This window comes from Arthrobacter sp. 01T428, from assembly GCF_056398685.1.
This window is the reverse complement of the sequence record NZ_JBFTPW010000013.1, coordinates 105,487-120,170: the sequence shown is the minus strand read 5'-3', so window position 1 is coordinate 120,170 and position 14,684 is coordinate 105,487. Positions and strand designations below refer to the sequence as shown.

Here is a 14,684-nt window from a genome sequence, read left to right as displayed (position 1 = left end):
ATGAAAGCCGTCCCGGACCAGATCCGCCAATTCATCCCCAACGAATTCGCCTCCCTCGGCGCCGACGGATTCGGATTCTCCGACACCCGCCAAGCCGCACGCCGCTTCTTCAAAAACGACACCCACTCCATCGTCGTGAAGACCCTGCAGCTCCTCGCGGCGAGGGGCGAGGTTGACCCGAGTGCGCCGTCGTACGCCATTGACCGGTACAAGCTCCTCGACGTGACCGCCGGCACCACCGGCGGTTCGGGGGGCGACTCCTAAACAGCTTTAAATAAGAATCGGCGGTAGTGCTCCTTGAGCACTACCGCCGATTTATTGCTACGCTCCGAGCGAGCGCCGATCCACCACGAATCCTGTGGCGGCATTCTCCCTGACTGCGTTGATACCGGCCACAAGGGCCGCAATATCCGGGAACTTGGGCGACACCGCCACTACCGTTCCATCATCGGCCTTCAACCGGAAACGGAACGATTGCTCCCCAGCTGCCAGAATTTCGAAAATGCCAGACATAAACCCTCTTTCCACCGCGGATGCGTCATTGCATCCCCTTCGATGACCACTGACTCTCGTGAAGTCCCTAAGAGAATATCGGCCATGGGAGTCTGCCAGAAGGCCTACCCATGGGTAATATTCAACCTCTTTCGGTAGACCTATATTGGAGTGCAAGGTGAACCTAGAGACCCCGCGAAGGCACATGGATAAGGTGAACCCCATGAACGATTCCAGCCCCGTAGCCACCACCGGTGTATTGTTGGCCGGCGGCGCAGGGACTCGCCTGGGACTCGGCCCCAAGGCGCTGCTGCCCTTCCGCGGCCGGACCTTGGTGGAAGTGCTCGCCAAGACATTGCTCGACGGCGGATGCCTCAAGGTAGTCGTAGTGCTCGGTGCCGGAGCCGAGCGGGTCCGTCGCGCTACGGAGCTGGACCAGTACCTCGTCGTCGACAACCCGGAGTGGGCAGCCGGCATGGCCAGCTCGCTCCGCACCGGCATTGCGGCAGCTACACACGGCCACAATGTCATGGTGACTTTGGTGGACCAACCTGGGGTGACCCCCGCCGTCGTCGCCAGGCTGTTAGCAGCGCACCAAGCCGGCCGGGTGACCGCGGCGGGATACCCGGAAGCCGCCTTCGACGGTGGCCACACAACAAAGCTAAGGCGCGGCCACCCGTTGATCATCGACGTCGGCCTCCGCGCCGAGGTCGCGGAGTCCGCGGTCGGCGACGCCGGGGCACGCCGTTTCCTCAAGGCGCACCCCGGACTGGTGGACGTCGTCGACTGCAGCGACCTCACCGACGGTGCCGACGTGGACACGAAGGACAAGCTGCACCTCCTCCGCGACTAGCCCCCCCATCGCGGCCCGGCCACCCAACTAACTCGCAGTAGATGCCGTCATGAGGCTCGATAACGACATTAAATGCGAGTCAGTTGGGTAGGGGTGGAGGCGGCGGCGTCCTTCAGCGCCAGGTAGATCTTGTCCCGGGCGATGGGGAGCGCCGCGAACCTCACCCCGGTGGCGTTCCGGATGGCGTTGGCCAGCGCGGGTGCCACGGGATTGAACGGGCTCTCGCTCATGGACTTCGCACCGAGCGGCCCCATCTGGTCGTTCGTTTTCGCGAAATAGACCTCGCTGCGTGGCACGTCCGCGAAAGAGGGGATGTGGTATTGCCGCAGGATGTCGGTGGTGACCTCGCCGGCGTCGTTCACGCGGACTTCCTCATACAGCGCAACACCCAGCGCCTGGGCGATTCCGCCTTCCACCTGGCCTCGGCACTGCCGTGGATTGACCACGACGCCGGCATCGGCCGCCTGGACGCTCTGCAGGATCCTCAGTTCCCCCGTGCCGGTGTTCACGGCCACCCGGAATCCGTGGACGTTGAAGGCGACCGAACGCGGAGTTCCGCCCCAACGCCCTTCGGTGGCGAGTTCCATGCCCTGCTGCTGTGCGGCGTCGTACACCTCGGTAAAGGGAACCACCCGCTCACCCCAACGCACCGCACCGTCCTCGAGCACGCAGTCCGCCTCCGGCACACCGGCGAACGCGGCCGCCACAGCCCGGATCCGGAGCGCGAGCTCCTGCGCCGCGAGCAAGGTTGCCTGCCCGGCCACCACGGTTCCAGCGGAGCCGAATGCGCCGGTATCGTGCTCCACGAGGTCCGTGTCGGACTGGCGCACGGCCACGTTCGACGCCGTCGTGGCCAGGGCGGTCGCCGCCAGTTGGGCGTGGACCGTGGTGGTGCCGTTGCCGAACTCGGCGGTCCCGACGGCGGCGTCGAACGTACCGTCCGGCAGGAGCCTGAGGCGCGTGTGGGCGAAGTGGCCGCGGGGCGGAACCGTGTCGATCATGGACAGCGCGGACCCCACGCCCGTGACCCACCCCGGGCCGAAGTTGTCGAGGCCGGCATCCCGGTAGCGTTTATCGCCCCGCTCGAGGGCATCCCGGACCAGAGCCACACACTGGTCCAGTCCGTAGCTCCCGTAGTAAACGTCCTCTTCCGGTTCCGGGTTCGTGGAGAGCATGTGGTCACCCGGCCGGACCATGTTCTTGAGCCGGAAGTCCAAGGGGTCCATGCCGATTCCGACGGCGAGCTCGTCGATGGCGGATTCGATCGCGAAGATCATTTGGCTCAGTCCGTAGCCACGGAAGGCGCCGGCCGGGACTGTGTTGGTGTAGACGGCCTGCGCATCCACTTTCTTGTTGGCACATTTGTAGACGGCCAGGGACTCGCCGCAACCGTGGAACATCACTCCGGGCGCGTGGTTTCCGTACGCGCCGGTGTTGGTGACCACGTCCAGCTGCATCGCCGTCAGCTGGCCGTCATTGCTCGCCCCTGCTTTGACCTTAATAGTGAAGGGGTGGCGCGTGGTGGTGGAGGTGAATTGCTCGGTGCGGGTGAATTCCACCTGCACCGGCCGGCGCAGCTTGAGTGCCGCCATGGCTACGAGGTCCTCGGCGAGCACTTCCTGCTTGCCGCCGAACCCGCCTCCCACGCGGCCTGCCACCACGCGGATGCGGTCTTCGGGAAGGTCGAACACGCGGGCAAGGGTGCGCCGGACCAGGAACGGGACCTGGCTGGAGGAACGCACCATGAGCCGGTCCTCCCCCGGATTGTCGGAGGGCTCCACCCACGCGATGGAACAGTGCGTTTCCATCGCGACGTGCTGGACCCGCTGGGTCTGGTAGGTGTTCTCGTGGATGAAGTCGGCCGCCGCGAAGCCGGCTTCGACGTTCCCCAGCTCGGAATGGACCTCCGCCACGACGTTGTTCTGCGGGCGGGAAATCCGTGCCGTTTCCCCGTCTTTCTCCCCATGGATCGCGGGCGCACCCGGCAGCAACGCGTCCTGTGGCGAGAAGACGGCGTCAAGGAGTTCATATTCCACCCTGATGGCCCGGGCCCCGGCTTCCGCTGCGCCCACCGATTCGGCGACGACGGCGGCCACCCGCTGGCCGATGAAGCGCACTACGTTGTCGAGGACGCGGGTATCGTCGGGATCATCGGTGTAAAGCTCGTGCTGGGCGGTGGAGAACAACCGGCCCGGCGCGTCCTCATGCGTGAAAACCGCGACGACGCCGGGTACTTGGAGGGCCGCCGTCGCATCGATGGAGACAATCCGGGCATGCGCATGTGGCGAGCGCAGCAGCTTCAGGTGCAGCAGGCCAGGGAGCTGTTCTGCCGGGACGTCGAGGGTGTAGCGGGCGGTGCCGGTGACGACGGCGCGCCCCGCCGGGGCGGGAACGTTGTCGCCGAGCTGACCTGAACCCTTTGATCCCGCGCCGGACTGCGACGCGGCGCCGCCGTCGGAGGTGTTTTGCCCGTCGCCGGCGTCACCGCACACTGCGTCCGCAATGGAGCGGTAACCCGTGCAGCGGCACAGGTTTCCCTTGAGGTTTCGGGGGAGGTTGGCTTTCTGTTCCTCGTCGAAGGTGGCGGCCGTCATCATCATGCCGGCCGTGCAGAAACCGCACTGGAAGCCCTGGTTATCGAGGAACTGTTGCTGCACGGGATGAAGCTCTTCCCCGTTCGAGAGCCCCTCGATGGTGGTGACCGAGTGTCCTTCGGCGCGGACGGCCGGGTAGATGCAACTGTGCACGGGTATGCCGTCCACGTGGACGGTACAAGCGCCGCAGTCGCCGCCGTCGCACCCTTTCTTGACGCCGAAGTTACCCTGTTCGCGCAGGAACGTCCGAAGGCACTGGCCCGGGCGTGGAGCGGCCTCGGTGGCTGTTCCGTTGATCTCGATTGCCATGCTCAGGCCTCCTTCTGTGCGGCTTGGGTGGATGGTTGCGGCGAGGTGGCGTGCGGCGGCCAGAAATCGCCCGAGACGGTGGGCGGTCCGGCCGGAACCGGATCAAGCAACTCCGTCCGGATCTCCTCCGCAAGGCGGAACGTCATGTCGCGGCGCCATTCCGGGAGCCCGTGGATGTCGTCGTGGTACAGCTCCGCAGGGATTGAATGCCCGACGGCGGCGGCCAGCCGCCCGGCGTCGGGCAACTCCGCGGCGGCGAGCCGCAGCTGCACGGGCCGTTTGGTCGCGGCGGTGACGGTGAGGACCAGGCCGCCATCGGCGTCGAGCCTTCCGATCAGCAGCACCCCGGATCGCCCGAGGTTGCTGAGCGAGAGCCTGCGGAAGGCCACCTTCGCCGACAAGGTCGACGCCGGCAACTGGATGCTGCGAAGTAGCTCGCCTGGCGCCAGGCAGTTTTTCCCGTCCCCGGTGACGAACTCGGCCACTGGCACGGTACGGCTGCTGCCGTGCCGGCCGAGGATGGTGGCCTTGGCATCCAGGCCGGCGCACAGCGAAATCATGGGCCCGGCGGGGAGTGATGTGCACACATTGCCGCCAACGGTGGACATGTTCCACACCTTGAACGAGGCTACGAAAGAGTCGCAGCACGGACGGAAAAGATCCAGTCCCGGCCAGTTCCGGCCAGCCACGGCGTCCGACATGGGCAGGGCGTAAAGCTCGGCGACGGTGCAGGTGGCGGCCAGTTCAATGCCTGCGTCGCCCACGGTGACGGCCGGCCAGCCCGCGTGGCCCAGATCGAGCAACCGCTTGAGCGGTTCTTCGCTGCCCACGGGGCTGCCGTAGGAGAACAGGACCGTGCCGCCGGCAAGCCAGGCGTCGCCCTCGCGCCACTGGCCTGGATCCGTGGTGGCAACCACGGACTCGATGGTGTTCATGTCCATGGGGTCACCTTGCTTTGTTCGGGGGTGTTGGTCTGATGGATCGGTCCTGCGCCGTCCTTGAGCGAACCCACGGCGGAGGCCGGGCGCGGCGCGCGGGACGCGAGGATTTCGGCGGTAATGGACACGGCCACTTCCGCGGGAGTCACTGCGCCGAGATCCAATCCGATCGGCGAATGCAGGCGTTCGAGGGCATCTGTCGGGATGCCGCAGGCAAGCAGTCCATCGATCCGCTGCCGGTGGCTGCGCCTGGAACCCATGGCTCCCACATAGGCGAGATCCAGATCGAGGGCTGTTTCCAGCAGGGGGATATCGAATTTGGGATCGTGGGTCAGCACGCACACGACAGTGCGGGAATCGATCCGGCCGGCGGCTGCTTCCGCGGCAAGGTAGCGGTGCGGCCAGGCCGTGACGAGGTGGTCGGCGGCGAGGAAACGGCCCTGGCTCGAAAAAGCGGACCGCGCATCGCACAGAGTGACCTCGTAGCCCAGGAGTTTCCCGGCGGGGAGCAAGGCCGCGCCGAAGTCGTTGGCGCCAAAGATCAGCATGCGGGCCGCGGGCAAGCGGGTTTCCACGAACAGGGTGATGGGTTCGGCTTCCGGCACGGAACCTCCGCAGCCTTCGGCCGGGGCGAGCCGCACCAGGCCAGCACGGCCTCCATGCAGAAGGGGTTCTAGCTGGGCCGCGGCCGCGCGGATCACGGCGTCATCCCCGCCAAGAAGGTCTGAAAGTTCCCGCGAACCGGCGGCGGAAAAACCCGCCGGATCAGGGACGACGACTGCGCCTCCCGCAGCGTCGAGCCTGCGGATGAGTGCCAGGGAAGAGCCTCCTGAAGAGGCATTCAACAAGGCCGGGTCCAGGCCGGCTGGCCCGGTCGGCTGGATGTGGACTTCCAACTCGCCGCCACACGTGAGCCCGACGGCGAACGCGTCCTCGGCGCTGTAGCCGAACGACTCGAGGCGGCTGCCGCCGTCGTGCATTGCTTGAAGGGCAGCCTCCACCACGGCGCCTTCCACGCAGCCCCCGGAGAGGCTGCCAAGGACATCGCCGTGTTCGGAAACCAGCATGGACGTGCCGAGGGGCCGGGGGACCGAGCCTCCCGCGGCCACGATGGTGGCAACGGCGCATCGCTGCCCGGAGACCGCGGGCCGCCATGTGCCCAGCGAGGGCATCAATTCCAGCATGGCAACACCTCCTTTACCGAGGTCCCGGACCGGAAACCCGCCCGGGGCAGTGTGCGATCTTGCCTCATATTCTCATTCCTTGCGTCTGTACAGGAGAGCTTCGGGTAAACAGGCGACCCGTTGCGTGAAGAGGACCGGGGCGGGCCTCTCATTTCCCACCCCGGTCCTTAGCGGAGCGGCCGCACCTCACCGCCGCCCGCCGTCGTCGTCCGCATGATGCGGTTGGTGACGATCGGCGGACGCCTATTCATTGCGGTGATTTGCGGCCGGACCGCCGTCTCAACGGCCGGCTACGCTCCCATCAGCGCGCTGATCGGCCCGCGGGCGAAGTAGACCAAGAAGCCGACGGTCACCACCCACATGAGCGGATGGACCTTCCTGCCCTTCCCGGAAGCCGCGTGGATCACGGCCCAGGAGATGAATCCGACGCCGATACCGTTGGCGATGGAGTAGGTCAGCGGCATGGTGACGATGGTGAGGAAAGCGGGCAGGGCCACGGAGAATTTGGAGAACTTGATCTCGCGGATCTGCGCCATCATCATGGCGCCCACCACCACCAGGGCCGCGGCTGCGACCTCGAGCGGAACCACGCTGGTGAGCGGGGTCAGGAACATCGAACCCAGGAACAACAGCCCGGTGACTACCGACGCCAGGCCGGTGCGGGCGCCTTCGCCAATCCCGGCAGCGGAGTCGATGTACACGGTGTTGGACGAGCCCGACGTCGCGCCGCCGGCTACCGCGCCCAGGCCTTCGACGATGAAGGCCGACTTGAGCTTGGGGAACGTCCCGTCCTTGTAGGCCACGCCGGCGCTCTTGGCGAGGCCGGTCATGGTGCCCATGGCGTCGAAGAAGTTGGTGAACACCAGGGTGAACACCAGCATCGTGGCCGCCAGTCCGCCGATCCGCGAGAACGAGCCGAAGAGGTCGAAGTGGCCCACCAAGCTGAAGTCCGGGGCCGAAACCAGCTGGCCGGACAATACCGGGGTGTTGAGGTGCCAGCCGCCGGGATTGGCGGCACTGCCAGGCCCGATGTGCATGACGGCCTCGACGACGGCGGCGAGGACCGTGGTGGCGACGATTCCGATCAGGAGGCCGCCCTGGATCTTACGGGCCACAAGGATTCCCATGACCAGCAGACCGACGATGAAAACAAGGGTTGGTATTGAGGTGATGGAACCATCGTTGCCGAGTTGAACCGGCGGTCCGCCTTTGGTGGCGCGGACGAAGCCGGAATCGACGAAGCCGATGAAGGCGATGAACAGGCCGATGCCAACGGTGATGGCGGCCTTGAGTTCCTTGGGGACGGCCTTGAAGATCGCCGTCCGGGCACCTGTGACGCCGAACAGGACAATCAGGATGCCGTTGATGACCACCAGGCCCATGGCTTCCGGCCAGGTGACCTCATGGATCACGGCTACTGCCAGGAACGAGTTGATTCCCAGGCCCGCGGCGAGCCCGAACGGCAGGTTCGCGATCAGGCCGAAGAGGACCGTCATGACACCGGCGGTCAGGCCGGTGACTGCCCCCACTTGCGCCGCGGATAACCATCCGCCGGCCACATCCGTGGGTGCGTTCTGGGCTGAGAATCCGCCGAGGATCAGTGGGTTGAGGATAACGATGTAGGCCATCGTGAAGAACGTGACGATGCCGCCGCGGAATTCGCGGGCCAGCGTGGAGCCACGCTTGGTGATCTGGAAGAAACGATCCAGGAAGGAGTTCGACGCGGGGGGCCTGGGGCTGCTGCCCCGCTGTGCCAGTCCGGTTGCCGTGTGCTTTTCGCGTGCCTCTGTCTGCCCTGCGCCGGAAGGCGCAGCCTGCTTTTCAGTTGCCGTTCGCATTTCTGCGGGGTCCAGGATTGTCATTTCAGCCACCGGGCCCTAGTAGTCAATCCTGGAGTCAAGCGTGTTCCAGGTGTTGAAGGGTTCCAGGATGGCCAGGGCCTGGGGGTCGCCCAGTTCCAGCTTGGTGACCGGCATGAGCGTGTCCCGGTCCTCGTTCTCGAAGTATTCGTAGAAGACGGCGTCGTCGAAGCCGACGGATGCTGCGTCGTGCCGGTCTGCTGCGAAGACCACCTTTCCGATGCGGGCCCAGAGCGCCGAGGCCAGGCACATGGGGCATGGCTCGCAGCTCGTGTAGAGGGTTGCCCCGCTGAGATCGAAGGTGCCGAGTTCGCGGCACGCATTGCGGATGGCGGTGACCTCGGCGTGGGCCGTGGGGTCGTTGGTAGCGGTGACCCGGTTGACGCCTTCGAAGGCGCGGCCATCCGCGGTGACAATGACGGCGCCGAACGGCCCGCCGCTGTTGAGGACATTGGCTGTTGCCAGCTCAATGGAAGTGGCCAAGAAATGTTCGGCCGTGACGGTGGTACTCATGTGCGACTTCCTTAGTGCTGAGGAAGCCTGTAACCAGGGAGGCATCTGAACATGACAGACCAGTGCTGCGATTACCAGGCTTCAGCATGTGCTTTTGAAGGTTTCGCCTGGTAGATAGCTTCCCGGAGTCCGGGTGCCCGCCTTTGGCAAATTGAGATTAGCACCGGTGGTGTGAGCCGCGCCATAGTTTCTGGAAAAAAAGTTTCAACATGTGAAATTCATGCTTGGTGCCCGGCAGGGGAGCGTTTCGCCGCCGGTCACATTGACGCACTTCGGGGAGCCACCTACGCTGGGTGCCACCGGCAGGGTTGACCTCCGGAACCTGGATCAGCAGACAGGAACCACTGAGCTGGAACGCAACTACGCCGACCAGACAAGGATCCCCGTGTCCCAGACATCCGATTTCCAGCCAGCAGCCCCGGCAACGGATCCAAGCTCTTCCCGGCTCTGGATCAAGAATCCCCTCGCAGTGTTCACCGCCAATGGCCTCGACGCCCGCGGCGGCATCGTGGTCAGCGATGGGAAAATCGCAGAGCTCGTCCCCGCAGGAAAGCGTCCATCCGCGCCCTGCCATGAAACGATCGACGCCGGCAGCCACGTCCTGCTTCCCGGGCTCATCAACACGCACCACCACTTCTACCAAACCCTCACGCGAGCCTGGGGCCCAGTAGCCAACGCTCCCCTGTTCCCCTGGCTGCAGAACCTGTATCCCGTATGGGCGCGGTTGACGCCGGACAGCCTCGAGCTTGCCGTGAAGGTAGCGCTCGCGGAACTCCTGCTTTCCGGCTGCACCACGGCAGCCGACCACCACTACCTCTTCCCCGCAGGACTTGAGGACGCGATCGACGTCGAGGTCGGCGTCGTGCGTGAACTCGGCATGCGCGCGACTCTCACCCGCGGGTCCATGACGCTCGGCGAGGACGACGGCGGCCTGCCGCCGCGTTCCACCGTGCAGCGTCCGGAGGTGATCCTCGCGGACAGCGAACGGCTGATCGGGAAGTATCACGAGCGCGGAGACGGAGCGGTTATCCAGATCGCCTTGGCCCCTTGCTCGCCGTTCTCCGTGACCAGGGAAATCATGGCCGAGAGCGCCGCCATGGCCGAACGGTTGGATGTCCGGCTCCACACCCACCTCGCGGAAACCATCGACGAGGAAGATTTCTGCCGTGAGATGTTCGGGCTGCGCACCGTGGACTATTTGGACAGCGTCGGCTGGCTTGGAAAACGCACCTGGCTTGGCCACGGCATCCATTTCGACGACGACGAGATCGCCCGGCTGGGTGCCGCGGGCACCGCCGTCGCGCATTGCCCGACGTCGAACATGCGGCTCGCGTCGGGCACCGCACGGGTGCTGGAACTTGAGGCCGCCGGGGTTCCCGTGGGGCTGGGAGTGGACGGTTCGGCGTCGAACGATGCCTCCAACATGATCCTCGAAGCGAGGCAGGCGTTGTACCTGCAGCGGCTGCGCTACGGCGCGGACGTCCCGGTGGAGCGCGCCCTCGGTTGGGCCACGCGGGGCTCCGCTGCAGCGCTGGGCCGCACGGACATCGGGCAGATCGCTCCCGGCATGCAGGCCGACCTGGCCTTGTTCACGCTCGACGGGCTGCGCTTCTCCGGCAGCCACGATCCCGTCGCGGCGTTGTTGCTCTGCGCGGCGGACCGCGCCGACCGCGTCATGGTGGCCGGTAAATGGCGCGTTGTGGACGGGCAAATTCCCGGTCTGGACATCCCGGAACTTATTGCCAAACATTCAGCCGCCGCACAGAAAATCATCAGGGGTTAGGAGTAGCCTCTCGATTAGGTCGTAGATCAGGAGGCACATCATGACCGTCCCCCAGCACAACACGCCGACTCCTCCAGGTTGGTACCCGGACCCCTCGAGCTCCGGGCAACTACGGTGGTGGGACGGTAACGCCTGGACCGGGAACGCGTGGAACCCGCCGGCCCAGGCCGGCGCGGGTCAGGCTGGCGGGGGTCAGGCCGGCCCAGCTCAGCCCGGCGCAGGCCAGGCCGGCGCGGGTCAGGCCGGCCCAGGTCAGCCCGGCGCGGCGTGGCCCGCGGCCGCAAGGCCCGGGCAATACGGGGGGCCTCCGCAATACGCGGGATCGGTCCAGCCCGCGCCGCGCCCGGAAATCAGCAGGGGGACGCCGGTCTACAATCCGTTCATCTGGCTCGTCACCCTGCTGCCGGTGATCACCCTGATCATCCTGTTGCTCTGGAACCCGGTCTTCCACCTGCGGTATGTCGGCGCTCGGCGCGTACCCACCCTCGATCCAAGCGCGTTCAGCGTTCCCTATTTCCTGCTGGTCATTTCAGGCTGGCTCATCTACGGGGTCAGCGTCCTCTTGTCCTACCTCGACTGGCAAAAGTTGCAAAGGGACGGGGTGGTCCGCCCGTTCCATTGGGCATGGGCCTTCCTCGGCGCCGGAGTCTACGTCGTGGGCCGTTCAGTGATCGTCCACAAGGTCGCCCCGCAGCGCGGACTCGCGCCGGTTTGGGCACTGATTGGCCTGACTGCCCTGAGCCTGATCCTGGTGTCCGTCAAAGCGAGCATGATCATTTCGACGATCGCCAAGGCCCTGCCAATGTAGCTTCGCCGGGCAGATATTTGTCCGCGACGCTACTTGTCGGTCAACCCGAAGCGGCGGGCGGCACCTCCCCAGGTGCCGCCCGCCTTTTTGGCTCTGTTGCGCAGAGTCCCTCATTCCCAGGGGCAGGAGCCCTAGGAACGCTGCCGGCCGAACACCGGAAGGGCACGCAACCAACGGGAGAAAGTCCCGGGCGTGCGGTCACAGTCGGCCGGAATGTAGAAGTCGGGGTCCGTGGCGCCGAACGGCAGGTACAGTTCCTGGCCGGGCGCCGGGAATTCCACGACGTTGTTCTTATCCTGCGAGTCCATCTGTCCTCCTATTTCATGCGCTCAAGTTCTCCGTGGCGATGCGGTTGAAGCTCTTCGTTACTTTCCACATCTTGGAAAACATTTTTTGTTATATGGAAATGGTAGAGGGGATTCCCGAACCGCGTCAAGGGGTGTCCGCGGGGCCGCGCCCCTGCCGCCAACCGCCGTCGGTCACATTCGGAAAGTAGATAACGATTCTCCAGAAGTGATGTACACCACTGGCAAAGGTGGGCTACGCTTTCTTCAATTCGTGGCGCAGGTCACGTAACCTGGGAGCAGCAGGCAGGGTCGTAATGAGCTGGCATCAACGGATGCCGGCTCTTTTTTGTTGGGTCGGCTCCACCAGAAACGCGTACGAAACACGCGCTTAATTTCATTGGTGGACCTTAGGGGTTCCACCTCATAGAAGTTGGGATATGACCATGAGCAACAAGATCGTCCTCGGCGACAACCAGTACGGCAAGGCTGAAGTCCGCGTCGTCAAAGTCACCCGCGACACCGACCGCCACCAGATCGAAGACCTGAACGTCACCTCGCAATTGCGTGGCGACTTCCAGGCTGCGCACCTCCAAGGCGACAACGCACACGTCGTCGCCACGGACACCCAGAAGAACACCATCTACGCCTTTGCCCGCGACGGCATCGGCTCCCCCGAAGCCTTCCTCCTGCGCTTGAGCGAACACTTCACCTCGGGCTTTGAGTGGGTCACGGGCGGCCGTTGGGAAGCCGAGGCCTACACCTGGGAGCGCATCCAGGCACACGGCTCCGAACACGACCACAGCTTTGTCCGCAAGGGGCAGGAAGTCCGCACCGCCGTCGTGGTCCGCGAAGGCAACACAACGCACGTCATCTCGGGCCTCAAGGACCTGACCGTCCTCAAGACCACGCAGTCCGGCTTCGTCGGCTACCCCCGCGACCGGTACACCACGCTGCCCGAGACCACGGACCGCATCCTCGCCACCGACGTCTCGGCACGCTGGCGCTACAACACCGGGCTCGACGCTGCCGGGACCGACTTCAACAAGAGCTACGAGGACATCAAGGCCCTGCTCTTGGAAGGCTTCACGGAGAACTACTCCCACGCCCTGCAGCAGACCCTGTTCGACATGGGCAAGAAGGTCCTCGAGGCCCACAGCGAAGTGGACGAGATCAAGTTCTCGATGCCCAACAAGCACCACTTCCTGGTGGACCTCAGCCCGTTCGGCCTCGACAACCCCAACGAGGTCTTCTTCGCCGCCGACCGCCCGTACGGTTTGATCGAAGCCACGGTCCAGCGCGATAACACCACACCGGCCCCGGCTGCGTGGAACGGCATCGCCGGCTTCTGCTAAGCCTCTAAACACCCGCCCAACTGGTCCCCACCGCCTCCCTCGCCTCGCAAGCTCGGCCAGGGAACCCTGGCGGCGTGGGCCCTCGCATTTGATGTCGTTTTGGAGCCTCAAAACGACATCAAATGCGAGTCAGTTGGGCGACCGTACCCAAAACCACCTTGTTAGCCAGACAACGTTAGCCAGACAAAGACGTCTGCCATGAACCAAGAAAGTCTGCCATGAACACCAAGAAGAAAACCCGCCCCGCAGGGTCCGGGCCAGCCCGCCCCGAGGACCAGCGCCTCTCGATCGGGAGCACGTTCGCCTACGGCTTCCAGCACGTCTTGACCATGTACGGCGGCATCATCGCCCCGCCGCTCATCATCGGAGCCGCCGCGGGCATGTCCTCGCAGGACATCGGCCTCCTGATCGCGGCCTGCTTGTTTGTCGGCGGCCTCGCCACCATTCTTCAGACCATCGGCATCCCGTTCTTCGGATCGCAGCTGCCGCTGGTCCAGGGCGTGTCCTTCGCCGGCGTTTCCACCATGGTGGCGATCGTCCACGGGGGCGGCGGGATCCAGGCGGTGTTCGGCTCAGTCATTGTGGCGTCCTTGATCGGCCTGGCGATCACTCCCCTCTTCTCCAAGATCATCAAATTCTTCCCGCCTGTGGTCACGGGTACCGTCATCACGACAATCGGACTGACCCTCATGCCCGTCGCAGCGAACTGGGCCATGGGCGGCAACAGCGCGGCACCCAACTACGGCAGCATGGCGAACATCGGACTCGCCGCGGCCACGATGGGAATCGTCCTGCTCCTGAGCAAGATCGGCAACGCGGCCATCTCCCGCCTGTCCATCCTCCTTGCCATGGCTATCGGGACCGTCATCGCCCTCGCCACGGGCATGGCAGATTTCTCCAAGGTCGGCCAGGGTCCGATCGTTGCCTTCCCCACTCCGTTCGCCTTCGGTGCTCCCACCTTCGAAATCGCGTCCATCGTTTCGATGCTGATCGTCATCCTGGTCACCCTGACCGAGACCTCGGCGGACATCATCGCAGTTGGCGAAATCGTGGGCACCAAGGTCGACTCCAAGCGCATTGGAAACGGACTACGCGCGGACATGCTCTCAAGCGCCGTCTCACCCCTCTTCAACTCCTTCACCCAGAGCGCCTTCGCCCAGAACGTCGGCCTCGTGGCCATCACCGGCATCAAGAGCCGCTTCGTGGTCAGCGCCGGCGGACTCATCCTGGTGGTTCTCGGCGTGCTGCCAGTCCTCGGGCGAGTAGTCGCAGCGGTTCCGACGCCCGTCCTGGGCGGCGCCGGCGTCGTACTCTTTGGAACCGTGGCCGCCAGCGGCATCCGGACGCTCTCCAAGGTGGAGTATCGCAACAACATGAACCTGATCATCGTGGCGGCGTCCATCGGCTTCGGCATGATCCCGATCGCCGCCCCGAAGTTCTACGACCAGTTCCCGTCCTGGTTCTCCACGATCTTCCACTCGGGCATCAGCTCGGCCGCCATCATGGCCATCCTGCTGAACGTGCTCTTCAACCACTTCAAGGCCGGCAACTCGGACAACCAGTCCGTGTTCGTCGCAGGCACGGGACGCGTGGTCACCGAATCGGACATTGCGTGCCTTGCGAACGGCGACCGGTTCGAGAACGGCAAACTGATCGAGGCCGAGGGCAAGGAAGTGCCACTCACGTCGTCCACCGCCGTCGAGCACTGACGG

13 protein-coding genes are annotated in these 14,684 nt (G+C 65.0%); 6 read left to right on the top strand and 7 right to left on the bottom strand.

Annotation, left to right across the window (positions count from 1 at the left end; genetic code table 11):
• Window positions 1–264, top strand: a 264-nt coding sequence (locus AC1DJB_RS15365; protein WP_476910561.1) for a hypothetical protein, incomplete at its 5' end; no start/stop codon positions are given.
• Window positions 265–321: 57 nt separating this feature from the next.
• Here the strand turns inward: AC1DJB_RS15365 and AC1DJB_RS15360 are convergent.
• A complete protein-coding gene (locus AC1DJB_RS15360; protein WP_059389468.1) occupies window positions 322–513 on the bottom strand; it encodes a YegP family protein in 192 nt (63 codons plus the stop codon).
• 202 nt (window positions 514–715) lie between these two features.
• Here AC1DJB_RS15360 and nboR point away from each other — a divergent pair, with 202 nt between their 5' ends.
• Window positions 716–1,345 (top strand): nicotine blue oxidoreductase, encoded by a 630-nt coding sequence (gene nboR, locus AC1DJB_RS15355; protein WP_441433305.1) that lies wholly within the window; start codon window positions 716–718, stop codon window positions 1,343–1,345.
• A 68-nt stretch (window positions 1,346–1,413) separates the two neighbouring features.
• On the opposite strand, the gene AC1DJB_RS15350 is transcribed toward nboR, so the two are convergent.
• From AC1DJB_RS15350 to AC1DJB_RS15330, 5 genes are all read right to left on the bottom strand, one after another.
• The gene (locus AC1DJB_RS15350; RefSeq protein ID WP_441433304.1) at window positions 1,414–4,248 is read right to left on the bottom strand and encodes a molybdopterin-dependent oxidoreductase; all 2,835 of its coding nucleotides are present in this window, start codon (window positions 4,246–4,248) and stop codon (window positions 1,414–1,416) included.
• A 2-nt stretch (window positions 4,249–4,250) separates the two neighbouring features.
• Window positions 4,251–5,189 carry an FAD binding domain-containing protein gene (locus AC1DJB_RS15345; protein ID WP_441433303.1) on the bottom strand — a complete coding sequence of 313 codons (939 nt, stop codon included), beginning with the start codon at window positions 5,187–5,189 and terminating at the stop codon, window positions 4,251–4,253.
• Complete coding sequence (locus AC1DJB_RS15340) at window positions 5,180–6,370, bottom strand: XdhC family protein (protein ID WP_441433302.1); 1,191 nt, start codon at window positions 6,368–6,370, stop codon at window positions 5,180–5,182. Before AC1DJB_RS15340 ends, AC1DJB_RS15345 begins: the two co-directional genes overlap by 10 nt.
• Window positions 6,371–6,660: 290 nt before the next feature.
• Window positions 6,661–8,232, bottom strand: a complete 1,572-nt coding sequence (locus tag AC1DJB_RS15335; RefSeq protein WP_441433309.1) for an NCS2 family permease — start codon at window positions 8,230–8,232, stop codon at window positions 6,661–6,663.
• A 15-nt stretch (window positions 8,233–8,247) separates the two neighbouring features.
• Window positions 8,248–8,742 (bottom strand): nucleoside deaminase, encoded by a 495-nt coding sequence (locus AC1DJB_RS15330; protein WP_476910560.1) that lies wholly within the window; start codon window positions 8,740–8,742, stop codon window positions 8,248–8,250.
• A gap of 220 nt (window positions 8,743–8,962) precedes the next feature.
• Here AC1DJB_RS15330 and AC1DJB_RS15325 point away from each other — a divergent pair, with 220 nt between their 5' ends.
• The gene (locus tag AC1DJB_RS15325) at window positions 8,963–10,525 is read left to right on the top strand and encodes an 8-oxoguanine deaminase (protein WP_307053945.1); all 1,563 of its coding nucleotides are present in this window, start codon (window positions 8,963–8,965) and stop codon (window positions 10,523–10,525) included.
• Window positions 10,526–10,565: 40 nt separating this feature from the next.
• Entirely contained in the window at window positions 10,566–11,333 is a 768-nt protein-coding gene (locus AC1DJB_RS15320) for a DUF2510 domain-containing protein (protein ID WP_441433300.1), read from the top strand.
• 131 nt (window positions 11,334–11,464) lie between these two features.
• Here the strand turns inward: AC1DJB_RS15320 and AC1DJB_RS15315 are convergent, their stop codons facing one another.
• On the bottom strand, window positions 11,465–11,641 hold the full coding sequence (locus tag AC1DJB_RS15315) for a hypothetical protein (protein ID WP_172465634.1): 177 nt from the start codon (window positions 11,639–11,641) through the stop codon (window positions 11,465–11,467).
• 416 nt (window positions 11,642–12,057) lie between these two features.
• On the opposite strand from AC1DJB_RS15315, the gene pucL reads away from it, so the two are divergent.
• The gene (gene pucL / locus AC1DJB_RS15310) at window positions 12,058–12,972 is read left to right on the top strand and encodes a factor-independent urate hydroxylase (RefSeq protein WP_441433299.1); all 915 of its coding nucleotides are present in this window, start codon (window positions 12,058–12,060) and stop codon (window positions 12,970–12,972) included.
• Between the two features lie 218 nt (window positions 12,973–13,190).
• The gene (locus tag AC1DJB_RS15305) at window positions 13,191–14,681 is read left to right on the top strand and encodes a nucleobase:cation symporter-2 family protein (RefSeq protein WP_476910559.1); all 1,491 of its coding nucleotides are present in this window, start codon (window positions 13,191–13,193) and stop codon (window positions 14,679–14,681) included.
• The last annotated feature ends 3 nt before the right edge of the window (window positions 14,682–14,684 follow it).